The sequence below is a fragment of the Curtobacterium caseinilyticum genome, assembly GCF_030363035.1.
Classification (GTDB): Bacteria; Actinomycetota; Actinomycetes; order Actinomycetales; family Microbacteriaceae; genus Curtobacterium; species Curtobacterium caseinilyticum.
The window spans coordinates 440,677-464,832 of the sequence record NZ_JAUCMN010000001.1; the positions used below are offsets into that span (position 1 = coordinate 440,677).

At 72.7% G+C, this 24,156-nt stretch carries 17 protein-coding genes; 13 read left to right on the forward strand and 4 right to left on the reverse strand.

What is annotated here, in order from left to right:
- The first annotated feature begins 5 nt into the window (after positions 1-5).
- From QUG93_RS02015 to QUG93_RS02030, 4 genes are all read left to right on the forward strand, one after another.
- Positions 6-644, forward strand: coding sequence for an HAD-IA family hydrolase (locus QUG93_RS02015; RefSeq protein WP_289471935.1), 639 nt, complete (start codon positions 6-8; stop codon positions 642-644).
- On the forward strand, positions 641-1,723 hold the full coding sequence (locus QUG93_RS02020; protein ID WP_289471936.1) for an NADH:flavin oxidoreductase/NADH oxidase: 1,083 nt from the start codon (positions 641-643) through the stop codon (positions 1,721-1,723). The genes QUG93_RS02015 and QUG93_RS02020 overlap by 4 nt, the downstream gene beginning before the upstream one ends.
- A 210-nt stretch (positions 1,724-1,933) precedes the next feature.
- The gene (locus tag QUG93_RS02025) at positions 1,934-3,319 is read left to right on the forward strand and encodes a hemolysin family protein (RefSeq protein WP_289471937.1); all 1,386 of its coding nucleotides are present in this window, start codon (positions 1,934-1,936) and stop codon (positions 3,317-3,319) included.
- Positions 3,316-4,410, forward strand: coding sequence for a hemolysin family protein (locus QUG93_RS02030; RefSeq protein ID WP_289471938.1), 1,095 nt, complete (start codon positions 3,316-3,318; stop codon positions 4,408-4,410). The genes QUG93_RS02025 and QUG93_RS02030 overlap by 4 nt, the downstream gene beginning before the upstream one ends.
- A gap of 169 nt (positions 4,411-4,579) precedes the next feature.
- Here the strand turns inward: QUG93_RS02030 and guaB1 are convergent, their stop codons facing one another.
- Positions 4,580-6,019, reverse strand: coding sequence for a GMP reductase (gene guaB1, locus QUG93_RS02035; RefSeq protein ID WP_289471939.1), 1,440 nt, complete (start codon positions 6,017-6,019; stop codon positions 4,580-4,582).
- A 255-nt stretch (positions 6,020-6,274) separates the two neighbouring features.
- Between guaB1 and QUG93_RS02040 the strand changes: the two genes are divergently transcribed.
- The gene (locus QUG93_RS02040; protein ID WP_289471940.1) at positions 6,275-10,027 is read left to right on the forward strand and encodes a multifunctional oxoglutarate decarboxylase/oxoglutarate dehydrogenase thiamine pyrophosphate-binding subunit/dihydrolipoyllysine-residue succinyltransferase subunit; all 3,753 of its coding nucleotides are present in this window, start codon (positions 6,275-6,277) and stop codon (positions 10,025-10,027) included.
- Positions 10,028-10,099: 72 nt separating this feature from the next.
- Here QUG93_RS02040 and QUG93_RS02045 read toward each other — a convergent pair whose 3' ends face one another.
- From QUG93_RS02045 to QUG93_RS02055, 3 genes are all read right to left on the reverse strand, one after another.
- Positions 10,100-10,540, reverse strand: a complete 441-nt coding sequence (locus tag QUG93_RS02045) for a GNAT family N-acetyltransferase (RefSeq protein ID WP_289471941.1) — start codon at positions 10,538-10,540, stop codon at positions 10,100-10,102.
- 147 nt (positions 10,541-10,687) lie between these two features.
- Entirely contained in the window at positions 10,688-10,930 is a 243-nt protein-coding gene (locus QUG93_RS02050; protein WP_289471942.1) for a zf-HC2 domain-containing protein, read from the reverse strand.
- Positions 10,927-11,703: a sigma-70 family RNA polymerase sigma factor gene (locus tag QUG93_RS02055; protein ID WP_289471943.1), complete on the reverse strand. Its 777-nt coding sequence runs from the start codon at positions 11,701-11,703 to the stop codon at positions 10,927-10,929. Before QUG93_RS02055 ends, QUG93_RS02050 begins: the two co-directional genes overlap by 4 nt.
- A 156-nt stretch (positions 11,704-11,859) precedes the next feature.
- Between QUG93_RS02055 and aroA the strand changes: the two genes are divergently transcribed.
- The 8 genes from aroA to QUG93_RS02095 all read left to right on the forward strand — a co-directional run bounded on the left by aroA (position 11,860) and on the right by QUG93_RS02095 (position 24,156).
- On the forward strand, positions 11,860-13,218 hold the full coding sequence (gene aroA, locus QUG93_RS02060) for a 3-phosphoshikimate 1-carboxyvinyltransferase (protein WP_289471944.1): 1,359 nt from the start codon (positions 11,860-11,862) through the stop codon (positions 13,216-13,218).
- A 4-nt stretch (positions 13,219-13,222) separates the two neighbouring features.
- Positions 13,223-14,308, forward strand: coding sequence for a ribosome small subunit-dependent GTPase A (rsgA, locus tag QUG93_RS02065; protein ID WP_289471945.1), 1,086 nt, complete (start codon positions 13,223-13,225; stop codon positions 14,306-14,308).
- Between the two features lie 39 nt (positions 14,309-14,347).
- Positions 14,348-15,487 carry an ABC-2 transporter permease gene (locus QUG93_RS02070; protein WP_289471946.1) on the forward strand — a complete coding sequence of 380 codons (1,140 nt, stop codon included), beginning with the start codon at positions 14,348-14,350 and terminating at the stop codon, positions 15,485-15,487.
- Positions 15,488-15,505: 18 nt separating this feature from the next.
- On the forward strand, positions 15,506-16,288 hold the full coding sequence (locus QUG93_RS02075) for an inositol monophosphatase family protein (RefSeq protein WP_289471947.1): 783 nt from the start codon (positions 15,506-15,508) through the stop codon (positions 16,286-16,288).
- A gap of 505 nt (positions 16,289-16,793) precedes the next feature.
- Positions 16,794-19,514 carry a helix-turn-helix transcriptional regulator gene (locus QUG93_RS02080; RefSeq protein ID WP_289471948.1) on the forward strand — a complete coding sequence of 907 codons (2,721 nt, stop codon included), beginning with the start codon at positions 16,794-16,796 and terminating at the stop codon, positions 19,512-19,514.
- Positions 19,515-19,935: 421 nt separating this feature from the next.
- A complete protein-coding gene (gene glmS / locus QUG93_RS02085) occupies positions 19,936-21,756 on the forward strand; it encodes a glutamine--fructose-6-phosphate transaminase (isomerizing) (RefSeq protein ID WP_289471949.1) in 1,821 nt (606 codons plus the stop codon).
- A 166-nt stretch (positions 21,757-21,922) separates the two neighbouring features.
- A complete protein-coding gene (locus tag QUG93_RS02090; RefSeq protein WP_289471950.1) occupies positions 21,923-22,636 on the forward strand; it encodes a M50 family metallopeptidase in 714 nt (237 codons plus the stop codon).
- Between the two features lie 116 nt (positions 22,637-22,752).
- Positions 22,753-24,156: an O-acetylhomoserine aminocarboxypropyltransferase/cysteine synthase family protein gene (locus QUG93_RS02095; protein WP_289471951.1), complete on the forward strand. Its 1,404-nt coding sequence runs from the start codon at positions 22,753-22,755 to the stop codon at positions 24,154-24,156.

Below are 24,156 nucleotides of genomic sequence, written 5' to 3' on the forward strand. Positions count from 1 at the left end.
ACCGCATGAGCCTGTTCCTGCCCGGTCGTGTGGTGGTCCTCGACTACGGCGAGGTGATCAGCAGGACGCCGCACGGCGCGTGGGACACCCTCGTCGCGATGACCGGGATCCCGGCGGACGAGCTGTTGCCCGTGTACCAGGAGCTCCGGCACGACCTCGACCGGGGCGACCTGTCCGTCCTCGAGTACTGGCGGGCGATCGCCGCGCGGACCGGGCGGCGCTGGAGCGTCACGGAGATCCACCGGTTCTGGGCGGTCGACTTCACCGGCTGGTTCGACGTCGACCCCGAGGCGCTGGCGATCGTCGAGGAACTGCACGACGCCGGGACACGCCTCGCGCTGCTCTCCAACGCTGGTTCCGACTTCGGCGACCCGTACCGGTGGTCGCCGATGGGGTCGATGTTCGAGACCGTCGTCGTGAGTGCCGAGGAACACGTCCTGAAGCCCGATGCATCCATCTACCGCACGACGTGCGCGCGACTGGGAATCACGCCCGAGCAGATGGTGTTCGTCGACAACAGGGCCGAGAACGCCGCCGGCGCGGACGCGATCGGGGCGATCGGCCACCACTACACGTCGCCGACCGCACTGCGGGCGTTCCTGCAGGACCTGGCGGCACGGACCGCCGAAGGAGCACCCGCGTGACGCACGCCCTGTTCGAACCGATCACCATCCGCGACCTGACCGTCCGCAACCGACTCTGGGTCTCGCCGATGTGCCAGTACTCGGTCGAGCAGCAGGACGGCGTCCCGACGCCGTGGCACCTCGTGCACCTCGGCGGGTTCGCCAAGGGCGGCGCGGGTGCGGTGGTCGTCGAGGCCGCAGGTGTCGTGCCCGAGGGGCGGATCACGCCGCAGGACGTCGGCATCTGGAACGACGAGCAGCGCGACGCCTTCCGTCCGATCGTCGACTTCCTGCACGCCCAGGGCGCCGCAGCCGGCATCCAGCTCGCGCACGCCGGCCGCAAGGCGTCGACGTACCGCCCGTGGAACGAGGTCCAGGGCACGGTCCCGGAGGCCGAGGGCGGCTGGCAGACGGTCGCGCCGTCCGCCGTGGCCTTCGACGGCTACGCGACGCCGCGCGAGCTCGAGACCGAGGACATCCGGGTCGTCGCGCTCGCCTTCGCCGCCGCCGCACGTCGCGCCGTCGAGGCCGGGTTCGACCTGGTCGAGCTGCACGCCGCGCACGGGTACCTGCTCCACCAGTTCCTCTCGCCGCTGAGCAACCACCGCAGCGACTCGTACGGCGGGTCGCTGGAGAACCGCGCCCGCGCCCTGCTCGAGACGATCGACGCCGTCCGTGCCGAGGTCGGCGAGGGCTTCCCCGTCGTCGTCCGGTTCTCGGCGACCGACTGGGTCGACGGCGGGCTCACGGCCGAGGAGACCGTGCAGGTCGCTCGCTGGGCGGCCGAGCACGGCGCCGACCTGGCGGACGTGTCGACGGGCGGCAACGTCCCGCGTGCGTCGATCCCGGTCGGTCCGGGCTACCAGGTGCCCTTCGCCGAGACCGTCCGTCGCGAGGCCGGCATCGGCACGATCGCCGTCGGCATGATCTCGACCGCCTTCCAGGCCGAGCAGATCGTCGCCACCGGCCAGGCCGACGTCGTCATGGTCGGGCGCGAGTTCCTCCGCGACCCGTCCTTCGCCCTGCGCGCCGCAGCCGAGCTCGGTGTCGCGATCGACTACGAGCCGCAGCAGTACCACCGGGCCCGCGTCACGGCCTAGCCCGGCGCGCTCAGCGCCTCCCGCCCGGTCGGCCGCCACCACCGGCCGGGAGGCGCGGCCCACTCCCTGTACGTCCTCTCGGCTCCGACACGTGCCGACCGCTACGATGACTCTCACTGTGGACGATCCTCCGAATTCCTCTTCGCCTTCCCACTCATCCGGCGCTCACTCGGTGAGCAGCCCCACCTCCCGTGTGTCGGGAGGTGGAGAATGAGTCCCCTCGACATCGTCATGCTGGTCGGCGGCATCCTGCTGACCCTCGGCACCGGTGTCTTCGTCGCCTCGGAGTTCGCGCTCGTGAACCTCGACCGCGCCGACGTCGAGGCCCGTCGCGACCGGGGTGAGACCGGTCTGGCACCCGTCATCGGTGCGTTGAAGGTCACCTCGACCCACCTGTCGAGTGCGCAGCTCGGCATCACGCTGACGACGCTGCTCACCGGCTACCTGCTCGAGCCTTCGATCGCGACGCTGCTCGAGGCGCCGTTCCTCGCGATGCAGCTCCCCGAAGCGGTCGTCGAGACCGTCGGCTCGATCGTGGCGCTCGTCATCGCGACCCTGCTGTCGATGATCCTCGGCGAGCTCGTGCCGAAGAACTTCGCGCTCGCGCTGCCGCTGCAGACCGCCAGGCTCGTCGTACCGCTGCAGATCGCCTTCACGACGGTGTTCAAGCCCGCGGTCGCCGTGCTCAACGGCACGGCGAACGCCGTCCTGCGCTCGATGGGCATCGAGCCCCAGGAGGAACTGTCCGGTGCCCGGAGCGCCGAGGAGTTGAGCTCGCTGCTGCGTCGCTCGGCGTCCGAGGGGTCCCTCGAGCAGGACACCGCGACGCTGCTCCAGCGCACGATCGCGTTCTCCGAGCTCAACGCCAGCGACGTGATGACCCCCCGTCCGCGCCTGTCGACGATCCGCGTGTCGGAGTCGGCGGAGGACGTCATCGCCCTCGCCCGCCGCACGGGCTTCAGCCGCTTCCCCGTCATCGAGGAGGACGCGGACGACGTCGTCGGCATCGTGCACGTCAAGCAGGCCGTCGCGGTCCCGCGCGAGAAGCGCCCCGAGGTCCCGGTCGGCGCGCTCATGACCGAGGCCGAGCGCGTCCCGGAGACCATGCCCGGCGACACCCTGCTCGCCGAGGTCCGCAGCCGTGGCTACCAGATGGTCATCGTCGTCGACGAGTACGGCGGCACCGCCGGGGTCGTCACGCTCGAGGACCTCGTCGAGGAGATCGTCGGCGAGGTGTCCGACGAGCACGACCGCGCCCGGATCGACGTCGTGCGGTCCCGCGGCTGGCTGACGTTCCCCGGCCTGCTCCGTCCGGACGAGCTCGAGGACCGCGCCGGCGTGAAGGTCCCCGAGGACGGCCCCTACGAGACCGTCGGCGGCTTCATCATGTCGACCCTGGGCCGCCTGCCCGTCGTCGGTGACGAGGTCGTCCTCGACGACGGCGTCTTCCGCGTCGAGCGCCTGGACGGCCGCCGCGTCGACCGGATCCGCTGGACACCGTCGCACCCCGATCCGACGCCGACCGGCAGCACCGCCGCCGCGCAGCGTCCGGCGACCGGCATCATCATCCCCGCGACGAAGGAAGGCTCCCGATGAGCGCCGCGTCCGTCCACGACGGCATCGTCCTGGCCGCCGGCGAGTCCGCCTCGAGCGGGTCCGACTGGTGGGGCATCTTCTGGCTGGTCGTGCTGCTGCTCGGCAACGCCTACTTCGTCGCCGCCGAGTTCGCCGTCATCTCGGCCCGCCGCTCGCAGATCGAGCCCCGCGCCGAGGCCGGGTCGAAGGCAGCGCAGATGACGCTGTGGGCGATGGAGCACGCCACGCGCATGCTCGCGACCACGCAGCTCGGCATCACGGTCTGCTCGCTCCTCATCCTCAACGTGTCCGAGCCGGCGATCCACCACCTGCTCGAGGTCCCGCTCGGGCTGACCGGCTGGAGCGTCGAGGTCATCGGCACCGTCGCGTTCGTCTTCACGCTGCTGCTCGTGTCGTTCCTGCACGTCGTGTTCGGCGAGATGGTCCCGAAGAACATCTCGTTCTCGATGCCCGACCGCGCTGCACTCGTGCTCGTGCCGACGCTCTGGTACATCGGCCACGGGCTGCACTGGGTCATCGTCGGTCTCAACGAGGCGGCGAACGGCGTGCTGCGCCTGTTCAAGGTCGAGCCGAAGGACGAGGCCGTCAGCGCGTTCACCGTGGAAGAGGTGCAGACGATCGTCGAGCAGTCGCGTCGCGAGGGGACCCTCACCGACGACGGCAAGCTCGCGATGGCGTTCGAGTTCACGGAGAAGAAGGTCAAGGACGTCGCCGTGCCGATGTCCGACCTCGTCACCCTGCCCGAGGACGCCACACCCGAGGACGTCGAGCGCGCCGTGGCCCAGCGGGGGTTCTCGCGGTACGTGCTCGTGGGCGAGGACGGCGACCCGACGGGCTACGTCCACGTCAAGGACGTCATCGACCTGCGCCCGGACGAGTTCGACGCGCCGGTCCCGCCGAAGCGCATCCGACAGCTCATCTCGCTGTACACGGACATGGACCTCGAGGACGCCCTCGCGACCATGCGGGCCGCCGGGCGTCACGTGGCGCGGGCGTTCGACGCGGACGGCCGCACGATCGGCGTGCTGTTCCTCGAGGACATCCTCGAGGAGCTCGTCGGCACCGTCGAGGACGCGACCCGACGGCGGTAGACCGGACCACGTGACGGACGGAAGGCGCGGTGCCAGCTGGCACCGCGCCTCCCATCCGTCCGTCGGTCCAGGCCGAGACTCGGCCAGGCGGACACGTTCGAGGCGGCGGAGCCGCGAACCTGTCCGCAGAGCCGAGTCTCGCGCGCCGGCACCGGCGCCCCGCCAGGCGCTACCAGCTCACGGGGAGCGGCTTGCCCTCCTCGTAGCCGGCGGCCGACTGGATGCCGACGAGCGCCCGCTCCGAGAACTCGGCGAGCGAGGACGCCCCCGCGTAGGTCGCCGAGCTGCGGATGCCGGTGGTGATCATGTCGAGCAGGTCCTCGACGCTCGGACGCTCCGGGTCGAGGTAGATCGTCGACGACGAGATCCCCTCGGCGAAGAGCGCCTTGCGGGCCCGCTCGTACGGGTCGAGCCGCTCGAAGCGCTCGCGCACGGCCTTGGCCGACGCCATGCCCCAGCTCTCCTTGTACGCCTTGCCCGCGGCGTCGCGGCGGAGCACCCCCGGCGCCTCGAGCGTCCCGGCGAACCACGAGCCGATCATCACGGCGGACGCCCCCGCGGCCAGCGCGAGTGCGACGTCACGCGGGTACCGGACGCCGCCGTCGGCCCACACGTGCGCGCCGAGCGAGCGCGCCGCGGCGGCGGTCTCGAGCACGGCTGAGAACTGCGGGCGACCGACGGCGGTCATCATGCGGGTGGTGCACATCGCGCCGGGGCCGACCCCGACCTTGATGATCGAGGCACCGGCGTCGACCAGGTGGGCGACGGCGTCCGCGGTGACGACGTTGCCCGCGACGATCGGCAGGCCGAGGCCCAGCGCCGACACGGTGCGGAGTGCGCGGAGCATGCCCTCCTGGTGGCCGTGCGCGGTGTCGAGCACGAGCACGTCGACCCCGGCTGCGGCGAGGGCCTTCGCCTTCGCGGCGACGTCGCCGTTGATGCCGACGGCCGCGGCGACGCGCAGTCGACCGTCGCCGTCGACGGCGGGCGTGTAGATGTCCGAGCGGATCGCGCTCGTCTGGCTGGTGGTGCCGACGACCCGGCCGTGCCGGACGACCGGGGCGAAGTCGACCTCGGCCGCCGAGAGCACGTCGTACACGTGCCGTGGGGTGCCGGCGTCGTCCGCGTCGATCGCGGTGGACGGTCCGTGCAGCAGGTCACCGAGCGTCGCGTCCGCGCCGGCGGTGCCGAGTCGGCCAGCGGGCACGCAGCCGAGGTACTCCCCCGACGCATCGCGCACCACGACCCCGCGGCCGGCGACCGGCAGGAGCTGCTCCAGCGCCTCGGACACCGTGGTGTCCGCGCCCATGTCGTAGGCCGTGTCGAAGTCGACGGGCTGCTCCTTGACCCAGCGGATCGCGGCGTCGAGGTCCTGCAGGTGCATGTCCTGCGGCAGCACGCCGAGGCCTCCCCGGCGGGCGAGGGTCGCCGCGAGGCGCGGACCCGTCACCGAGTTCATGTTGGCGCTGACGATCGGGATCGTGGCGCCGGTGCCGTCGTTCGTGGCGAGGTCCACGTCGAAGCGGCTCGTCACCCCGGACCGGCTCGGCACGAGGAAGACGTCGGAGTAGGTCAGGTCGTGCGTCGGCCGCGTCTCGTAGAACCTCATGGGAGCAACTGTACGGCGGTCGGGCCCTCGGCACGCCCGCGCTCGTGCGCGCACGAGCGACCCGCTGCACGACACGCGTCGCCGAGCCGCCGGCCGTCCGGTCCCGACGAGCGTGGCACCGGACGGGAGGCACGGCTCACCTCCGACGGTCACCGAACGGTCGGCGCGGAGCGGCTAGGCTGACGGGCAGTGCGGAGCAGGGTTGCCCCGCACGACACACACGAGCATCTATCGACGGAGAGTGGGCGATCGGCTGTGTCGAGCCATCTGACGGGTACGGACGAGACCGCTGGGGAATTCGGGGCGAACGAGTGGCTCGTCGACGAGCTGTACGAGCAGTTCGTCGCCGACAAGGACTCCGTCGACAAGTCGTGGTGGCCCGTCCTCGAGAGCTACCACCGCACGCAGGGCGCCGGCAGCGAGAGCGCCGCTGCGGACCAGACGGCGGCCCCGGCTCCGGCTCCGGCTCCGCAGGGGCAGTCGAGCACGCAGCAGCCGGCCACCGGTGACGCTCCTGCCGAGGCGAAGCCCGGCGCGCCCATCCAGGCGAAGACGACGTCGCGCCAGCCGACCCCGCAGCCGATCCCGGCCGAGGCCAACGACCAGACCGACGACCACGAGGAGACCCACGAGGACGTGGCGACCCCGCTCCGGGGCATGGCGAAGACCCTCGCGTCGAACATGGACGCATCGCTCACGGTGCCGACCGCGACGAGCGTCCGGACGATCCCGGCGAAGCTGATGATCGACAACCGCATCGTCATCAACAACCACCTGCGCCGTGCCCGCGGCGGCAAGATCTCGTTCACGCACCTGATCGGGTGGGCGATGGTGCAGGCGCTGAAGGACTTCCCGAGCCAGAACGTCTCCTACGAGGAGCGCGACGGCAAGCCGTTCGTCGTCGAGCCCGCCCACGTCGGCCTCGGCATCGCGATCGACGTCCCGAAGAAGGACGGCACCCGCTCGCTCCTCGTCCCGAGCATCAAGCGCGCCGAGACCTTGACGTTCGGCCAGTTCCTCTCCGCCTACGAGGACCTGGTCAAGCGCGCTCGCGAGAACAAGCTCACGCCGGCCGACTTCCAGGGCACGACGATCTCGCTGACCAACCCGGGCGGCATCGGCACCGTGCACTCGGTGCCGCGCCTGACGAAGGGCCAGGGGTCGATCATCGGCGCCGGTGCGCTCGAGTACCCGGCCCAGTTCCAGGGCTCGGCGACGAAGACGCTCGTCGAGCTCGGCGTCGGCAAGACCATCACGCTGACGAGTACGTACGACCACCGCGTCATCCAGGGCGCGGGCTCGGGCGAGTACCTGAAGAAGGTGCACGAGCGCCTGATCGGCGAGCACGGCTTCTACGAGGGCATCTTCTCGGCGCTGCGCATCCCCTACAAGCCGATCCAGTGGGCGAACGACATCAACGTCGACCTCGCCCACCGGGTCAACAAGACGTCGCGCGTGCAGGAGCTCATCAACAGCTTCCGCGTCCGCGGCCACCTGATGGCGGACATCGACCCGCTCGAGTACCGCCAGCGCACGCACCCCGACCTCGAGATCGAGAACCACGGGCTGACGTTCTGGGACCTCGACCGCGAGTTCGTCACCGGCGGCCTGGCCGGCACCACGAACGCTCCGCTGCGCGACGTGCTCGGCATCCTCCGCGACGCCTACTGCCGGACGGTCGGCATCGAGTACATGCACATCCAGGACCCGGAGCAGCGGCGCTGGGTGCAGGAGCGCATCGAGGTGCCGTACTCGAAGCCGTCGAAGGACGAGCAGCTCCGCGTCCTCGGCAAGCTCAACGAGGCCGAGGCGTTCGAGACCTTCCTGCAGACGAAGTACGTCGGCCAGAAGCGCTTCTCGCTCGAGGGCGGCGAGTCCACCATCGCCTTCCTCGACACGCTGATCCAGCAGGCGTCCGTCGCGGGCCTCGACGAGGTCGCGATCGGCATGGCCCACCGGGGTCGCCTCAACGTGCTGACGAACATCGCCGGCAAGACCTACGGTCAGATCTTCCGCGAGTTCGAGGGGTCGTCCCTGCCGGGCTCGGTCTCCGGTCAGGGCTCGGGTGACGTGAAGTACCACGTCGGCACCGAGGGCGTGTTCCGCGCGTCGGACGGGTCGAGCATCCCGGTGACGATCGCGGCGAACCCGTCGCACCTCGAGGCCGTCGACGGCGTGCTCGAGGGCATCGTGCGCGCCAAGCAGGACCGCACCCCGCCCGGCACCTTCGGCGTGCTGCCGGTGCTCGTCCACGGCGACGCGGCGATGGCCGGCCAGGGCGTCGTGGTGGAGACGCTGCAGATGTCGCAGCTCCGCGGCTACCGCACCGGCGGGACCGTGCACCTCGTCATCAACAACCAGGTCGGCTTCACCACGCTGCCCGAGTCCGCGCGCAGCTCGGTGTACTCGACCGACGTCGCCAAGACCATCCAGGCGCCGATCTTCCACGTCAACGGTGACGACCCCGAGGCCGTGGCCCGCGTGGCCGAGCTCGCCTTCGCGTACCGCGAGGAGTTCCACCGCGACGTCGTGATCGACCTCGTCTGCTACCGCCGTCGCGGCCACAACGAGGGCGACGACCCGTCGATGACGCAGCCGCTCATGTACAACCTCATCGAGGCGAAGCGCTCCGTCCGCACCCTGTACACCGAGGCCCTGGTCGGCCGCGGTGACATCACGCAGGAGGAGTACGACGAGGCGCACCGCGACTTCCAGGACCGCCTGGAGCGTGCGTTCGCGGAGACCCACGAGGCACAGACCGGCACGATGCCGGTCGTCACCGGCGACGACGACGGTGCCGTGGACGGGCTCGAGCGTCCCACGGCGCAGCGGGACGACTCCGAGGTCGAGGTGCACGAGACGGCGATCTCGGAGGACCTGGTCCGGGCGATCGGCGACGCGCACAGCAACCCGCCCGCCGGCTTCTCGATCCACCCGAAGCTGCAGCAGCTGCTCACGAAGCGCACCGAGATGACCCGCTCCGGGGGCATCGACTGGGCGATGGCGGAACTCATGGCGATCGGCTCGGTGCTGGTCGAGGGCAAGCCCGTCCGGCTCGCCGGCCAGGACGCCCGTCGCGGTACCTTCGTGCAGCGCCAGGCGGTCTTCCACGACCGGGTGAACGGCCAGGAGTGGCTGCCGCTCGCGAACCTGTCCGAGGACCAGGCGCGCTTCATGATCTACGACTCGCTCCTCAGCGAGTACGCGGCGATGGCGTTCGAGTACGGGTACTCGGTCGAACGTCCCGAGTCGCTCGTGCTCTGGGAGGCGCAGTTCGGCGACTTCGCGAACGGTGCGCAGACCGTCATCGACGAGTTCATCTCGTCCGCCGAGCAGAAGTGGGGGCAGCGTTCCGGACTGGTGCTCCTGCTCCCCCACGGCTACGAGGGCCAGGGACCGGACCACTCCTCGGCGCGCATCGAGCGCTACCTGCAGCTCTGCGCCGAGGACAACATGATCGTCGCGCGTCCCTCGACGCCGGCGTCCTGGTTCCACCTGCTCCGTCGCCAGGCATGGGCACGTCCGCAGAAGCCGCTCGTCGTGTTCACCCCGAAGGCGATGCTCCGTCTGCGCCAGGCGACGAGCCCGGTCGAGGCGTTCACGAGCGGGACCTTCCACGAGGTGCTCGACGACGACCGCGTCACCGACAAGGGCGCCGTGCGTCGCGTCGTGCTCCACTCCGGCAAGGTGCACCACGACCTGCGCGCCGAGCTCGACAAGTCCGGTGCGACCGACGTCGCGCTCGTCCGGCTCGAGCAGCTCGCGCCGCTCCCCCTCGACCGGCTGCTCCAGGTGCTCGCGGGCTACCCGCAGGCCGAGGTCGTCTGGGCCCAGGAGGAACCGGAGAACCAGGGCGCCTGGCCGTTCGTCTGCATGAACCTGTCGCCGCACCTCGACGGACGCCCGCTGTCGGTCGCCGCGCGCCCGGCGAGTGCCGCTCCGGCGACCGGATCGTCGAAGCGGTCCGCACAGGAGGCGGCCGACGTCATCCGCAAGGCGCTCGGCTGACCGATCGCACCCCCGCACGCACGATGCGCCCCGTCGAGACGGGGCGCATCGTGCGTTCCGGGGTGCGGCGCGCTACTTGAGCTTCGTGTAGCGGACGCCGGCCTCGTGGTACCCGCGCTTCTGGTAGAAGCGGTGGGCGCTGTCGGTCGCAGCAGCGGACACCGCGCTGAGGCGGTGCGCACCCTGCTCGACGGCCCACTGCTCGAAGACGTCGATGAGCGCGGAGCCGGTGCCGCTCCTCCTGGCCGACGGGTCGACGACGAGCAGCAGGAGCTGCGCGGTCGGCTCGTCGCTCGCGTAGGACCACGTCACCTGCGCGCCCGCGACCGCCACGGCACGGCCCTCCTCGCCCCGGACCAACCAGGTCCGGTGCCCGGCCTCGGGCACGAGCCGTTCCAGCCGTGCACGCATGGCGGACTCGTCCACGACGTGTCCGAGCAGGCGGACGAGGGCGGTGACGTCGGCGACGTCCGTGTCGGACCAGGTGGTGATCGACTCGGCGGTGAGGGTCATGGGGCGACCCTACCGAGCCGGTGCCCCGTGTGACGACACGCCGTCGGCCCCGTCACGGATCGCCTGCGCTGCCGACCGGTGGGTCGCCCGCGCCGCCGACGAGTGGGTCGCCCGCGCGGCCGACCGGTGGGTCGCCCGCGCCGCCGACTAGTGGGTCGCCTGCTCCACGCGGATGCGCGCCAGGACCTCGGAGCGGAGCTGCTCCGGGGCGGTCTCGGCGCAGGCGCGCTTCACCGTCTCCATGAGCACGACACCGACGCGGTGCTCGCTCGTGCAGTCCTCGCAGGTCTCCATGTGCTCGCGGATGTCCGCGGCGTCCTCGCGGCAGAGCTCGTCGTGGAGGAACTCCTCGAGCTCGGCCTTCGCCTTCGAGCAGTCGCAGCCGCTCATCGTGCGTCCTTCCCGTCGGTGCGACCAGCGGTCGCAGGTGTCTTCCGGCCACGTCCCCGCATCGTCGCCGTCGACGCTGCGTCCGGGACGATGCCGGTCTCGCGTGCGTGGTCCGCCAGGAGCCCGCGGAGGAGCCGGCGGCCACGGTGGAGGCGGCTCATGACCGTCCCCACGGGGGTCTTCATGATGTCGGCGATCTCCTGGTAGGAGAAGCCCTCGACGTCGGCGAAGTAGACCGCCATCCGGAAGTCCTCCGGGATCGACTGGAGGGCGTCCTTCACGGCGGAGGACGGCAGGTGGTCGATGGCGTCGGCCTCGGCGGAACGGGCGGACACCGACTGCGTGACGCTCTCGGCGCCGCCCAGCTGCCAGTCCTCGAGCTCGTCGATCGTCCCCTGGTAGGGGTTCCGCTGGTTCTTGCGGTAGGTGTTGATGAACGTGTTCGTGAGGATCCGGTACAGCCAGGCCTTGAGGTTCGTGCCCTGCCGGAACTGCCGGAACGCCGCGTACGCCTTGACGAAGGTCTCCTGCACCAGGTCGGACGCGTCCGCCGGGTTGCGGGTCATGCGCATCGCGGCGCCGTAGAGCTGGTCCATGAACGGGAGCGCCTGCTCCTCGAACAGCGACCGCAGCTCACCCTCGGACACCGTCTTCTCGTCAGCCGGCTCCGCCTCGGGCTCGAGGGCGTCCGCTTCCTCGGAGACCGCGTCGAGCTGGGCCTCGGTCTCCTCGACCAGGTCGTGCGGTGCTGCCTGCGGTTCGTCGGTCGTCATCACGGACGAGTCTAGGCCGAGCCCGATCGTCGTCCGCACGGTCGGCAGCGCCGTCCGTGCCTCCGCGGACCGCACGGCCGACGATGCCGTGCGCGACCGTTCGAGTGTCGCTGTCGCCAATGGTCCTCCCGCAGTGTTCAGTACCCTGGTGAACCGATGGCCGAGTCGACGCATTCCCACCGCCCCGATCCCTGGATCGCACCCCTCGCCCGCGGGCCCCTGCGCGGCGACGTCGCCCTGCCCGGCTCGAAGTCGTTGACGAACCGGGAGCTCGTGCTCGCCGCCCTCGCCGACGGCCCCTCGACCATCCGGCTCCCCCTGCACTCCCGCGACTCCGCGCTCATGGTCGCGGCGCTCCGGCAGCTCGGCGTGGGCATCGACGAGGTCGACCCGGCACCCGGCGCGGCGCCGAACCCGTACGGCCCGGACCTCCGGGTCACGCCGGCCCCGATGCACGGCGGCGGCGCCGTCGACTGCGGCCTCGCCGGCACCGTGATGCGCTTCCTTCCGCCGCTCGCCGCACTGGCCACCGGCCCGGTCACGATCGACGGCGACCCCTACGCGCGGAAGCGCCCGATGGGCGCGGTCATCCAGGCGCTCGTCGACCTCGGCGTCGACGTGACCGACGACGGTGACGGCGCAATGCCGTTCTCGTTCACGGGCACCGGGGCGGTGCGGGGCGGCGCCCTGTCGATCGACGCGTCGGCGTCGTCGCAGTTCGTCTCCGGCCTGCTCCTCTCAGCGCCGCGGTTCGACGAGGGCCTGCACCTCGTCCACGTCGGCGACCGGCTGCCGAGCCTGCCCCACATCGACATGACGGTCGCGGCCCTCCGCGCCCGCGGCGTCCGGGTCGACCAGCCGGCCGTCGGCGAGTGGGTCGTGCACCCCGGGCCGATCGCCGCCCGCGACGTCACGATCGAGCCCGACCTGTCGAACGCCGCACCGTTCGCGGCGGCCGCGCTCGTCGCCGGCGGCACCGTCCGCATCCGCACCTGGCCGACCGCGACGACGCAGGTCGGCGCCGACCTCGAGACGCTCCTCCCCCTGTGGGGCGCGACCGTCACGCGCGACGGCGAGGACCTCGTCTTCGACGGCGGCGTCGGGGTGGTGGGTGGAGCCTCTCTGCCGGGTGTGACGCTCGACCTGTCCCGCGGCGGCGAACTCGCCCCGGCGCTCGTCGCGCTGGCGGCCCTGGCCGACGAGCCGAGCGAGATCACCGGGATCGGCCACCTGCGTGGCCACGAGACGGACCGCCTCGCGGCGCTCGCGGCGGACGTGAACCGGTCGGGAGGCTCGGTGCAGGAACTCGACGACGGCCTGCGGATCACGCCGGCTCCGCTGCACGGCGGTGGCTGGGCCGCGTACGACGACCACCGGATGGCGACCGCGGGCGCCCTGGTCGGCCTCGTCGTCGACGGCGTCGCCGTCGACGACATCGGATGCACCGCGAAGACGCTGCCGCAGTTCCCCGGGCTCTGGGCGGACCTCGTGGCGACCGGCACGAAGGGGGCCTGACGCCGTGAGCTGGTGGGATGACGTCGACGGGGACGACACCGACGAGGACGAGCCGTACGGGCAGTACGAGTCGAAGGTGCGGATCCGTCCGAACCCGAAGGGCAACCGGCCGCGCACGAAGGTGCGGCCGACCTACGACGACGCCCCGACGGGCTGGGTGACGAACGTCGACCGCGGGCGCTTCGGTGTGCTCGTCAGCGCGTCCCCGGGCACGGCCGCGGACCCGGACGGCGCCGGCGAGGGGCGCGTCATCACGGCGACGAAGGCCCGGGAGCTCGGGAAGAAGTCCGTCGTCACCGGTGACCACGTGTCGCTCGTCGGTGACGTCTCGGGTGATCCCGGGTCGCTCGCGCGGATCGTGAAGGTCGCCGAGCGGTCGACCCTGCTGCGACGGAGTGCGGACGACACCGACGAGGTCGAGCGGGTCATCGTCGCGAACGCCGACCAGATGCTGATCGTCGTCGCAGCCGCCGACCCCGAGCCGCGCCCACGACTCATCGACCGCTACCTCGTCGCCGCCTTCGACGCCGGACTCGACCCCGTGCTCTGCGTCACGAAGACCGACCTCGCCGACCCGGCGCCGTTCCTGGCGCACTTCGCCTGCCTCGACCTGCGGATCGTCACGAGCAGGTCCGACGACGTGCCCCACGAGGCACTGCACGAGGTCCTCGACGGCCAGGTCACCGTGACCGTCGGGCACTCGGGTGTCGGCAAGTCGACGCTCGTGAACGCCCTGACCGGGTCGACGCGGGCGACCGGTGTCGTGAACGCCGTGACCGGCCGCGGGCGCCACACCTCGTCGTCGTCGATCGCGCTGCGGGTGCGCGACGGCGGGTGGATCATCGACACCCCGGGGGTCCGCTCGTTCGGCCTCGGACACGTGCAGCCCGAGAACGTGTTCCGGGCGTTCGCCGCGCACGCGGTCCCGGTGCGGGAGCCCGTTGACGGCATCCCGCTCTCGCAGGCCCACGACTGGGAGATCGTCGACCGGGTGCAGGACGGCGAGCTCGGTCCCACCGGGGTCGAGCGGCTCGACTCGTTCCGCGCCCTGCTCACGGGCATGGGTGGGGACGACCCCGGCACCGACTAGGCCGCGACCCCGGACGGCGCGGGTGTACCGTTGCCACTCGTGCCCGAAGTTGCAGAACACAACACAGTCCGACCCGAACAGGCCCACCACGGGGAGCACGCGGCGGTCCAGCCACCGCGCGCCGCCCGCGCGGCGGCGGTGACGGCGGAACTGCTGCCCGAGCACCTCGGCCGGACGCTCCGGTCGTTCGGCTCGCACGTCCTCGTGCCCCTGTTCCTGGCGGTCGGCATGGCCCTGGCGTACCTCGGCGCCTTCCACGCCCCGACCCCGCACGAGCTCCCCGTCGGGATCGTCGGCACGGGCCCGACCGCACAGGTGTTCGCCCAGACGGTGACGGACGAGTCCGACGGTCGGCTCGTCGCACACGTGGTGGCGTCGTCGTCCGAGGCCGAGCGCCGGGTGCGCGACCGGGACCTCGCCGCGGTGTACGCGCCCGGCACGTCCGGGGCCACCCTGTACGTCTCGACGGCCGCGAGCGAGACGACCGCCACCGCCGCGCAGGAGGTGTTCCTGCCGATCGCCTTCGACCAGCACCTGCCGTTCACCGTCGAGGACGTCGTCCCGACCGGCAGCGAGGACCCGACCGGCCAGGGCCTGTTCTTCCTGCTCGTCGGCCTGAGCGTCGGCGGCTACGCCTCGGCGATCGCGGTCGCCGCGTCGGCTGCGAAGCTCCGGGCACCCTGGACGGTCGTCGTCGGTGCTGCCACGGCCGCGGTCGTCGCAGGCATCGGCGTCCTCGTCGCGGGCCCGCTGTACGGCGTGGTCCCGGCGCACCGGTGGGAGGTGTTCCTGTTCGCCTGGCTCTACGACGCGGTGATCATCGCCCTCGGCGTCGGCCTGCACCCGCTGCTCGGACGCTGGACCACGCCGATCCTCACGATGCTGTTCGTCATGCTCAACTTCACGAGCTCGGGTGGCATCTTCCAGCCGTCGTTCCAGCCCGGGTTCTTCGCCGCGCTCAACACGTTCTGGAGCGGTGCGGCGTGGCTCGAGGCAGCGCAGGACATCGTGTACTTCCCGGACGCGTCGCTCGGTCGGGCCGCGCTCGTCCTCGTGCTCTGGCTGGCCGTCGCCGTGCTGGTCGGGATCCTCGTGCACGGTCTCGCCGCTCGGCGCACCCGGCTCGCCCGGCAACGGGCCGTCACCCGGCTCGAGGAGGAGGAGGTCGTGGCTGCCTAGGGCGCTACCCTGGCGTCCGTGGACCTCAGCGCCGACCTCGACTTCGCCCGCTCCCTCGCCGACACCGCCGACGCGATCAGCCTCGAGCGTTTCCGTGCGGCCGACCTGCACGTGTCGAGGAAGGCCGACAGCACGCACGTGACCGACGCCGACCAGGCGGTCGAGCGGGCACTGCGCGAGCGGCTCGGGGCCGAACGGCCCGACGACGCCTTCCTCGGCGAGGAGACGACGGCGGACACGGGCGCGGACGCCCTGAGCGAGGGGCACCGGCAGTGGGTGGTCGACCCGATCGACGGGACGGCCAACTACCTGCGCGGCGTGCCGGTCTGGGCGACGCTCATCGCGCTGGCCGTGGACGGCCGACCGGTGCTCGGCGTCGTGAGCGCACCGGCGCTCGGCAAGCGCTGGTGGGCGGCCGAGGGCCTCGGGGCGCACTCCACGGACGGCCCCCTGCACGTCTCGGGCGTCGCCGAGCTCGCCGACGCGAGCCTCAGCTACAACAGCATCCAGCAGTGGGACGAGGACGACCGCCTCGACGCCCTCGTCGCCCTGTCCCGCAGGGTGTGGCGCACCCGCGCCTACGGGGACATGTGGTCGTACATGCTCGTGGCGGAGGGCGTCCTCGACGTCGCCGGCGAACCGGACCTCAAGCCGTGGGACATCGCCGCCCTGGTGCCGATCGTCGAGGAGGCCGGCGGACGCTTCACCTCGCTCGACGGCGACCCCGGCCCCTGGCACGGCAGCGCACTCGCCACGAACGGCCTGGTGCACGACGCCGTGGTCGAGGTCGTCCGCCGCTAGGTCACCGCCGGCGGCCCCCTCGGCCAGGGGTGTACCCCGGTTGTCCCCTACCCCGGACGGGGGTCGGACCGCCACGCCCCCCGGACGGGGGCGCGGACCCCCCGGACTGGGGACAGCGGGGGTGGACACACGACTGACGACCCATCGGTACCGACCGATGGACCGGTTATCGTCGTGAGTGCGACAGACCAGCGGTCGCCCGGGTTCCCTAGACCCGGGCAGCGTCCGGTCGGTCGTGCATTTCGTCCGAAAAACCCTAACCCGAGGGGTGGTCCAGACGATGACTTCATCGTTCCCAGGCGGAACCGAGTGCACCCTCACTCGTCGTCCGCGCTATCTCACCGACAGTCCTGGTGTGCGCTCCGTCGCCAGCTCGCGTCCGTCCGTCGCCACGGTCACCCGCCGTGCCGCCGAGCGGATCCCGTCCGTCGCCACGGTCACCCGCCGTGCGCTCGACCGGACACCCTCCGCCGCATCCGTCCCCGGACCCGGAGGCCGGTGAGTCATGGGACTCACCGGTCGCCGTCTCGAGGTCGACCGGATCGCGACCCTCGCTGCACTCCCTCGTGAGTCAGCGATGGTCGTCGTCGGCGACCCTGGTTCCGGGCGCAGCAGCGTCCTCGACGCGGTCTCGGACCGCGTCTCCCTCCCCGTCGTGCGGGTCGGTGTCAACGGGAGCGAGTCCCGCTGGCCCCTGGCCGGCGTGACCTCCCTGTTCACCGCGCTCGACGACCCGCGTGCCACCGCGCACATCGCGCACCTGCTGCAGGCCGGTGGCGCGACGAGCGGACTCGCGGCGGCGCACGACTTCCTCGAGGCCGTGCAGACCCTCACCCTGCCGCCGACGGTCGTCCTGATCGACGACCTCGACCGCATGGACACCGAGAGCCAGGAGCTCATCGCGTTCCTCGCCAGCCGGCTCGCCGGCACCGCGCTCCGCCTCGTCGCCACCGTCCGCACGGTGCCGTCGAACGGCCCGCTCGCGGCGCTGCCGGTGCTCCGGCTCGAACCGCTCGCGGCCGACGAGTCCCTCGCGCTCGCCCGGTCGATGGCACCGGAGGGTGCGAACGACGGCGTCCTCGCGATCCTCGCCGACGCGACGGGCGGCAACCCCGGTGCGCTCCGCGAGCAGTTCGACGCGCTGTCCCACGCCCAGCTGACGGGCGCCGAACCGCTCGTCCTGCCGCTGCGTCCGACCGCGACCACGGAGGCACTCGCCGCGCTGACGCTCGACGGTGCCGGCACGACGCCGACCGACGGTGTCGACGGGACCGACGCAGGACGTGATCTGGACGTCCTCGCCCGCCTCGCCCTCGTGCCGGTGGCGCGCTCCTCCGGCTGGGACCGCGACGCCGTCGACGAGCTCGCGGACGCAGGGCTCGTCGTGGTGCGCGGCCAGAGCGTCGCGGTCCGCTCCCCGCTGCTGCGCTCGGCGCTGTACTGGCGCATGTCCGCCCGGACCCGTCGGTCGCTGCACACCGAGCTCGCCGAGGCGAGCGCCGACGGCGACCCGCGTGCCGCCGCCTGGCACCGCAGCTTCGTGGACGACGTCCCCGACGTGGTCGCGCTCCTCGAGGCGGCCGCGGGCTACGTCGCCGACGGCGCTCCGCACGCCGCGGTGGCACTGGCCGAGCGCGCCCTGCACGTCGGCTCCGGCGGCGAGGACGAGCGCACCGCGCTGCTCACCGTGGCCGAGGCGTTCTTCGCGCAGCGGTCGCTCGGGCTGGCGGCGCGGTACCTGACCGCCATGCGCCCGTTCGGTCGGCCCGCCGACGAGGTCCGCCGCCTCCGGGTGCTGTACTCGGTCCAGTACCTGCGCGGCGAGACCGTGCACGCCGACGAGCTCCTCGTCCCCGTGGCCGCGGAGGCACCCGAAGCCCCCGCCGTCGCCGGGCTCCTGGCGATGGTGGCGAGCTTCCGCGCGGAGACGTGGGACCTCGAGCAGGCCCGTGACCTCCTCTCCCGTGTGGAGCAGCTCGGCTCCGCCATCACTCCGCACACGGCCGAGATCGCCGGCGCGGTGCAGTGCCTCGTCGCCGCGGTCGACGGCGTGCTGCCGCCGGACACCGAGCTGTACGACGGGCTCTCGTCGCCACGGCTCCTCGCGATGTCCGACCCCGCCCTGCTGCTCGTGGCGCACGCGCTGAGCATCGCCGAGCGGTACCGCAGCGCCCGCCGGGTGTTCGCGCTGGTGGTCTCCCGCGGCCAGGAGACGCAGGCCGTCTGGACCGAGGGCGCCCGCTACCTGTCGGCCGAGAACGAGCTGCGGTCCGGCAACTTCCGCCAGGCCCTCCGGGCGATCGACGCGTGGGAGGCGGGATCGGCACTGTCCGCCCAGCGGCTGCGCGAGCCGTCGCGGGCCGTCGCGGTGGCGTGGCGGCACTTCGCCGAGGGACGCTCGCACGAGGCCCTCGAGGTCGTGGACCGCTGCCTGGCGCTCCGTTCGACGGTGCTGCTCTGGGGCACCACGGCCCGGCTGCACGCCCTGCGCGGACGCGTGCTGCTGCTCGACGGTCGCGTCGAGGAGGCCGTCACGGCGCTCGAGGCCGCCGACGCGGTGGGCCGCTCGCTGCGGAACCCGACGGTGCTCCGGCACCTCGGCGACCTGGTCGAGGGCTACGTCCGCCTCGGACGGACCGACGACGCCCGCAGCACGGCAGCCCGGCTCGCGGCCGACCACCACGCCCGCCCCTCCCGCTGGGGCGCGCTCGTGCTGGCCAGGAGCCTGGCGCTCGTCGCGGACGACACGACCCGCGAGAGCGCACGGCGGCGCGCGCTGGAGCTGTTCCAGCCGCACGACTCGCAGTACGAGCGGGCTCGCACCTTCGCGGCCCTGGCAGCCGTCGGCACGGTCGCCGAGCGTCCCCGTCTCGGTGCCGCCGCGGCGGCGGCGTACGAGGCGGCCGGGCTCCGGCGTCCGCTCGCGACGCCGGCCCCGACGGTCGCCATGCCGTCCTTCGGCACGCCCACCTCGCTGCGCTCCGGTCCGGTGCACTCCGCACCGTTCCCCGGCACGCCGCGGAGTGCGCCGGACGCGTCGGCGGTGCTGACGTCGCTGACCGCGGAGGAGCGCGCCGTCGTGCAGAAGGTGACCGAGGGGTACCGCAACCGCGAGATCGCCTCGTCGCTGTTCATGTCCCAGCGGACGGTGGAGCTGCGGCTCACGCAGATCTACCGCAAGGTCGGTGCGCGGTCGCGCTCGCACCTGGTGGCGCTGCTCACCTGATCACGCCGGTCGCGCTCCGCAACCACCTGACGGACGGGAGGCCCGGTACCAGCTGGTACCGGGCCTCCCGTCCGTCGCGGTGCGCGTCCCGGGCGCACGCCTCCTTGCGGGAGTCCGCACCGTCCGCCGTCGCGTCGCACCGCGCGCGCGGTGAACCGCAAGAGCGGGGGCGCGGTGTTGTCCCGGAGGCGGCGCCGGGCGAGGCTTCTCGTGCACCGACCGCCGTGTCCTCCACGGAGGGCCAGTCCGCGTTCCCCGAACGTCCGGTACCCGATCCGCCGACCGCACCCTCCCGTCCCCGCCTGATCCGTGGACGGGGCCCGTCCGGTCGTCGGCCCCGGACCCGCGGCAGACCCGACGGCGGTCGGTGCCGCTCCCGGACCTCCCCCGCGGCCCGGTCCCCCACCCGAACGGACACCAGATGTGCGGCATCATCGCGGCCCGCGTCGCCGACGACGCGACCCCCTTCCTGCTCGACGGGCTCGGACGCATGGAGTACCGGGGGTACGACTCCGTCGGCATCGCGGTGCGCAGCGCCGCTGGGCGCATCGAGACCGTCAGGTCGGTCGCACGGGTCGACGACCTCCGTGCCCTCGCGGCGACCGCCCCGGCGGCGGACGCGGTGACGGGGGTGGGCATCGCGCACACCCGCTGGGCGACCCGCGGGACGGTGCGCGAGGAGAACGCACACCCGCACGCCGACTGCTCCCGCCGCATCAGCGTCGTGCACAACGGCACGATCGAGAACGCCGACCGACTCCGCACGACCCTCGAGCGGCAGGGCCACGTGTTCCGGTCGGACGTCGACTCGGAGGTGATCGGCCACCTGGTCGAACGAGCGCTCCGCGTGGACCCCGACCTCATGCTCGCCGTGCAGATCGCCGTGGCGCAGCTCGAGGGCTCATGGGCGCTCGTCGTGCTCGACGCCCGTGACGGCCGCATGGTCGCCGCGGCCGACGGGTCGCCACTGGTGGCCGCACGGTCGACCCGCGGCGACTTCGTGGCGAGCGACGTCGGCACGATCGCGGAGTGGTGCGAGACCTTCGTCCCGTTGCGTGACGGCGACGTCGTCGAGCTCGGCGAGGCGTGGAGCTGGTCCTCCGAGGGCATCGCCGTGCCCGTACCGTTCCCGACCGCTTCCCCGTTCGCCCAGACCGCCGTCGACCTCGGCGCGCACCCGGACCACATGGCGAAGGAGATCGACGAGCAGCCGGGCGTCGTCGCCGACGTCCTCGCGCGCGTGCGCCACCGGACCGCGGACGGGAGCACGTGGGTGGGCCTCGGGCTCCCGCCGTTCGACCGGCTCGCCGTCGTGGCGTGCGGGACCTCGCTGCACGCCGGCCAGGTCATCGCGAACACGGTCCGTTCGCTCGGCGGGGTACCGACCGACACCGTCGTCGCGAGCGAGGTCGAGCACGTCGTGCTCGGCCCCGGCACCCTGGTCCTCGCGATCAGCCAGTCGGGCGAGACCGCCGACGTCCTCCGGGCGCTCGACCGGCTCGACGACCGGCACCCCGTGCTCGCGCTCACGAACCACGTGCACTCGTCGCTCGCCCGGCGCGCGGACGCCGTGCTCGACTGCCACGCCGGGCCCGAGGTCGGGGTGGCGGCGACGAAGAGCTTCACCGCGCAGGTGGTCGTCGGTGTCACCGCGGTCGTGTCCGCCCTCGTCGCGTCCGGTCGGCTCGAACCGTCCCGCGCGGTCGCGCTCGTCGACGACCTCGCCCGCCTGCCGGAGCGGATGGCCGCCGCGGCGGTCGTCGCGGCGGACCGGGTGCCGCTCCTCGCCGCGACCGTCCGGGACGCCCCCGGCTTCCTCTTCCTCGGTCGCGGACCGGGACTGCCCTACGCGGCGGAGGGCGCCCTGAAGGTCAAGGAGCTGAGCTACCGCTGGGCCGAGGCCTCCCCCGCCGGTGAGCTCAAGCACGGCCCGCTCGCCCTGGTCGACGACGGCACCCCCGTGGTGGTCGTCGACCACGGCGACCCGCGGCTGCAGTCGGCGATCGCCGAGGTGCGTGCACGCGGTGGGTTCGTCGTGACGATCGGCGGTGCAGGGTCCGACGTGCCGGCCGTGGCACGACCGGCCGACGCCACCGACCTGGCGTGGGGCCGGTCCGTCGCGCCGTGGGGTCCGATCGAGGCGGTGGTGCCGCTCCAGATGCTCGCCCGGGAGCTCGCGCTGCAACTCGGCTGCGACGTCGACAAGCCCCACGACCGCGCGAGGTCGGTGACGGTCCGATAGCCAGGCACACGCACCGGAACCGGGCGACGGTGTTCCTCGCCGTCCTGACCGTGCTCGCCGTCGTCGCGACCGTCGTCGTGGTGGTGCTCGTCGTGGTGGACGCGATCACCTGACCGGTGCGTCGGACGCCCAGCTGCTTCCTCGCGACGGCTGCGATCCTGGTGCCTTGACCGCCGCAGCCCCGCCCTTCCTCTTCGTCGCCGTCCTGGTCGGCGCCGTCCTGCCGTTCGTGCCCCTGCTCGGCCGGGTCGCCCGCATCGCCGCGACGATCGTGCACGAGGTCGGCCACTGCGTCGTGGTCGTGCCGTTCGGCGGACGCATCGACCGGATCGACCTGCACCCCGACGGCTCCGGCGAGGCCTGGGTCCGCCTCGGCCGTGTGCCTGGCGGGATCCGGTGGCTCGTCCGCGTCCTCAACCTGTTCGCCGGCTACAGCGCACCGCTCTGGGCCGGCGTCCTGCTGGTGACCGGGGTGCTGGAGGGATCGCGGTGGCTGCCGGTCGCCGTGCTCGCGGTCGTCGGACTCGTCGCGCTGGCGTTCGTGCGGAACTGGTTCGGCGTGCTCGTGGTGCTCGGGTTCGACGCCCTGGCGCTCTGGGTGGCCGTCCGCCCGTCGGAGGCGACCGTGCTCGTCGTCGCGGCGGTCGGTGCCGCGTTCGTGGTGGACGGACTCCGCTCGCTCGTGCACGTCGCACGGTGGCTCCTCACCGGTGCTCGGGTGCAGACCGACTTCCACATCGCCGCCGCCGAGATGCGGGTGCCCGCCGTGGGCTGGTTCGTGCTGTTCGCGGTGGTGAACGCCGTGGCGGTGTGGCTCGCCCGTGATCCGCTGCTCGCGACGTGGGACACCGTGGTCGCGGGGGTGCGCGCGCTGGTGTGAGGCGCGCGACGCCCCCGCCGTCGGCAGCGGCCCCTCGTAACCGGACGACGCGGACACCCCACCGCGCAGTGGAGCCTGCGAGAGTACCCGCACGACCGAGGACACCAGGAGGACCCATGACGGACGACGGCCACGGCTTCGCCACCGAGCAGGTGCACGGCGGGTTCCTGCCCGACACCGCCCACGGTGCCCGGGTACCGGCGATCCACATGTCCTCCGGCTTCCTCTTCGACGACTTCGACCAGGCCCGCGACCGGTTCGCCGGCACCGACGACGGCTACACCTACACGCGGCTCGGCAACCCGACCAACGCGGACGTCGAGCGCCGCGTCGCGCTGCTCGAGCGGAGCCCGGAGGCGATCCTGGTCGGCAGCGGCCAGGCGGCGGTGACGGTCGCGCTCCTCGGGCTGCTCCAGGCGGGCGACCACGTGGTGAGTGCCCGGAGCATCTACGAGGGCACGAAGGGCCTGCTGCTGCAGAACCTCGCCCGCCTCGGCATCGAGGTGGACTTCGTGGCCGACCAGCGCGACCTCGACGCGTGGGCCCGCGCGGTCCGACCGAACACGAAGCTCTTCTTCGCGGAGACGATCCCGAACCCGAAGAACGACGTCCTCGACATCTCGGGCGTCGCCGACACCGCGCACCGTGCGGGCGTCCCGCTCGTGGTCGACAACACCCTCGCGACGCCGTACCTCGTCCGGCCGGTCGAGCACGGCGCGGACATCGTGGTGCACTCCGCGTCGAAGTTCCTGTCCGGGCACGGAGCCGGCCTCGGCGGCCTCGTCGTCGACGGCGGCCGGTTCGACTGGGCGCGCCACCCGGAGCGCTTCGCCCACCTGACCACCCCGGACCGGTCGCTCGGCGGCCAGAGCTACGTCGAGCGCCACGGCAGCCGCGCGTTCGTCGTCTTCGCCCGTGACGTCGTCGCCTCCCGGATCGGCCCCTCGCCGTCGCCGTTCAACGCCTTCCTGCTCCGTCAGGGCATCGAGACCCTGTCCCTGCGCGTCGAGCGGCACAGCGCGAACGCGCTGGCCGTCGCGTCCTTCCTGGAGCAGCAGCCGGAGGTGACGAGCGTCGACCACGCAGGTCTCGCCTCCAGTCCGTACCACGACCTCGCCCAACGCTACCTACCCCGCGGAGCCGGATCCGTCTTCGCCTTCACGCTCGCCGGTGGCGAGCCCGCGGCCCGCGCGTTCATCGACGCGGTCGAGCTGTTCAGCCGGATGACCCACCTGGGCGACGTCCGCTCGCTCGTGCTGCACCCCGCCACCACGACGCACGCCGGACGCACCGCGGCCGAGCGTGCCGAGCTCGGCATCGACGACGGGCTGATCCGGCTGTCGATCGGCATCGAGGACGTCGCCGACCTGCTCCGCGACCTGGAACGCGGCCTGGCCGCGGTCCGCGCGGCCACCGACGGTGCGCTGGCCGGCCTGGAGGCCCGTCCCACCCCCGCCTCGGCGGTCGCCACCCTCGCACACACCGTCCCGCAGGGACACGTCGTCGCCGAGGACGTCTGA

What these genes read in the sequence shown, in the direction of transcription:
- QUG93_RS02015 (WP_289471935.1), top strand. Translation starts at nt 6, where the DNA reads ATGAGCCTGTTCCTGCCCGGTCGTGTGGTGGTCCTCGACTACGGCGAG.
- QUG93_RS02025 (WP_289471937.1), top strand. Translation starts at nt 1,934, where the DNA reads ATGAGTCCCCTCGACATCGTCATGCTGGTCGGCGGCATCCTGCTGACC.
- QUG93_RS02030 (WP_289471938.1), top strand. Translation starts at nt 3,316, where the DNA reads ATGAGCGCCGCGTCCGTCCACGACGGCATCGTCCTGGCCGCCGGCGAG.
- guaB1 (WP_289471939.1), bottom strand. Translation starts at nt 6,019, where the DNA reads ATGAGGTTCTACGAGACGCGGCCGACGCACGACCTGACCTACTCCGAC.
- QUG93_RS02045 (WP_289471941.1), bottom strand. Translation starts at nt 10,540, where the DNA reads ATGACCCTCACCGCCGAGTCGATCACCACCTGGTCCGACACGGACGTC.
- QUG93_RS02050 (WP_289471942.1), bottom strand. Translation starts at nt 10,930, where the DNA reads ATGAGCGGCTGCGACTGCTCGAAGGCGAAGGCCGAGCTCGAGGAGTTC.
- QUG93_RS02055 (WP_289471943.1), bottom strand. Translation starts at nt 11,703, where the DNA reads ATGACGACCGACGAACCGCAGGCAGCACCGCACGACCTGGTCGAGGAG.
- aroA (WP_289471944.1), top strand. Translation starts at nt 11,860, where the DNA reads ATGGCCGAGTCGACGCATTCCCACCGCCCCGATCCCTGGATCGCACCC.
- QUG93_RS02080 (WP_289471948.1), top strand. Translation starts at nt 16,794, where the DNA reads ATGGGACTCACCGGTCGCCGTCTCGAGGTCGACCGGATCGCGACCCTC.
- glmS (WP_289471949.1), top strand. Translation starts at nt 19,936, where the DNA reads ATGTGCGGCATCATCGCGGCCCGCGTCGCCGACGACGCGACCCCCTTC.
- QUG93_RS02095 (WP_289471951.1), top strand. Translation starts at nt 22,753, where the DNA reads ATGACGGACGACGGCCACGGCTTCGCCACCGAGCAGGTGCACGGCGGG.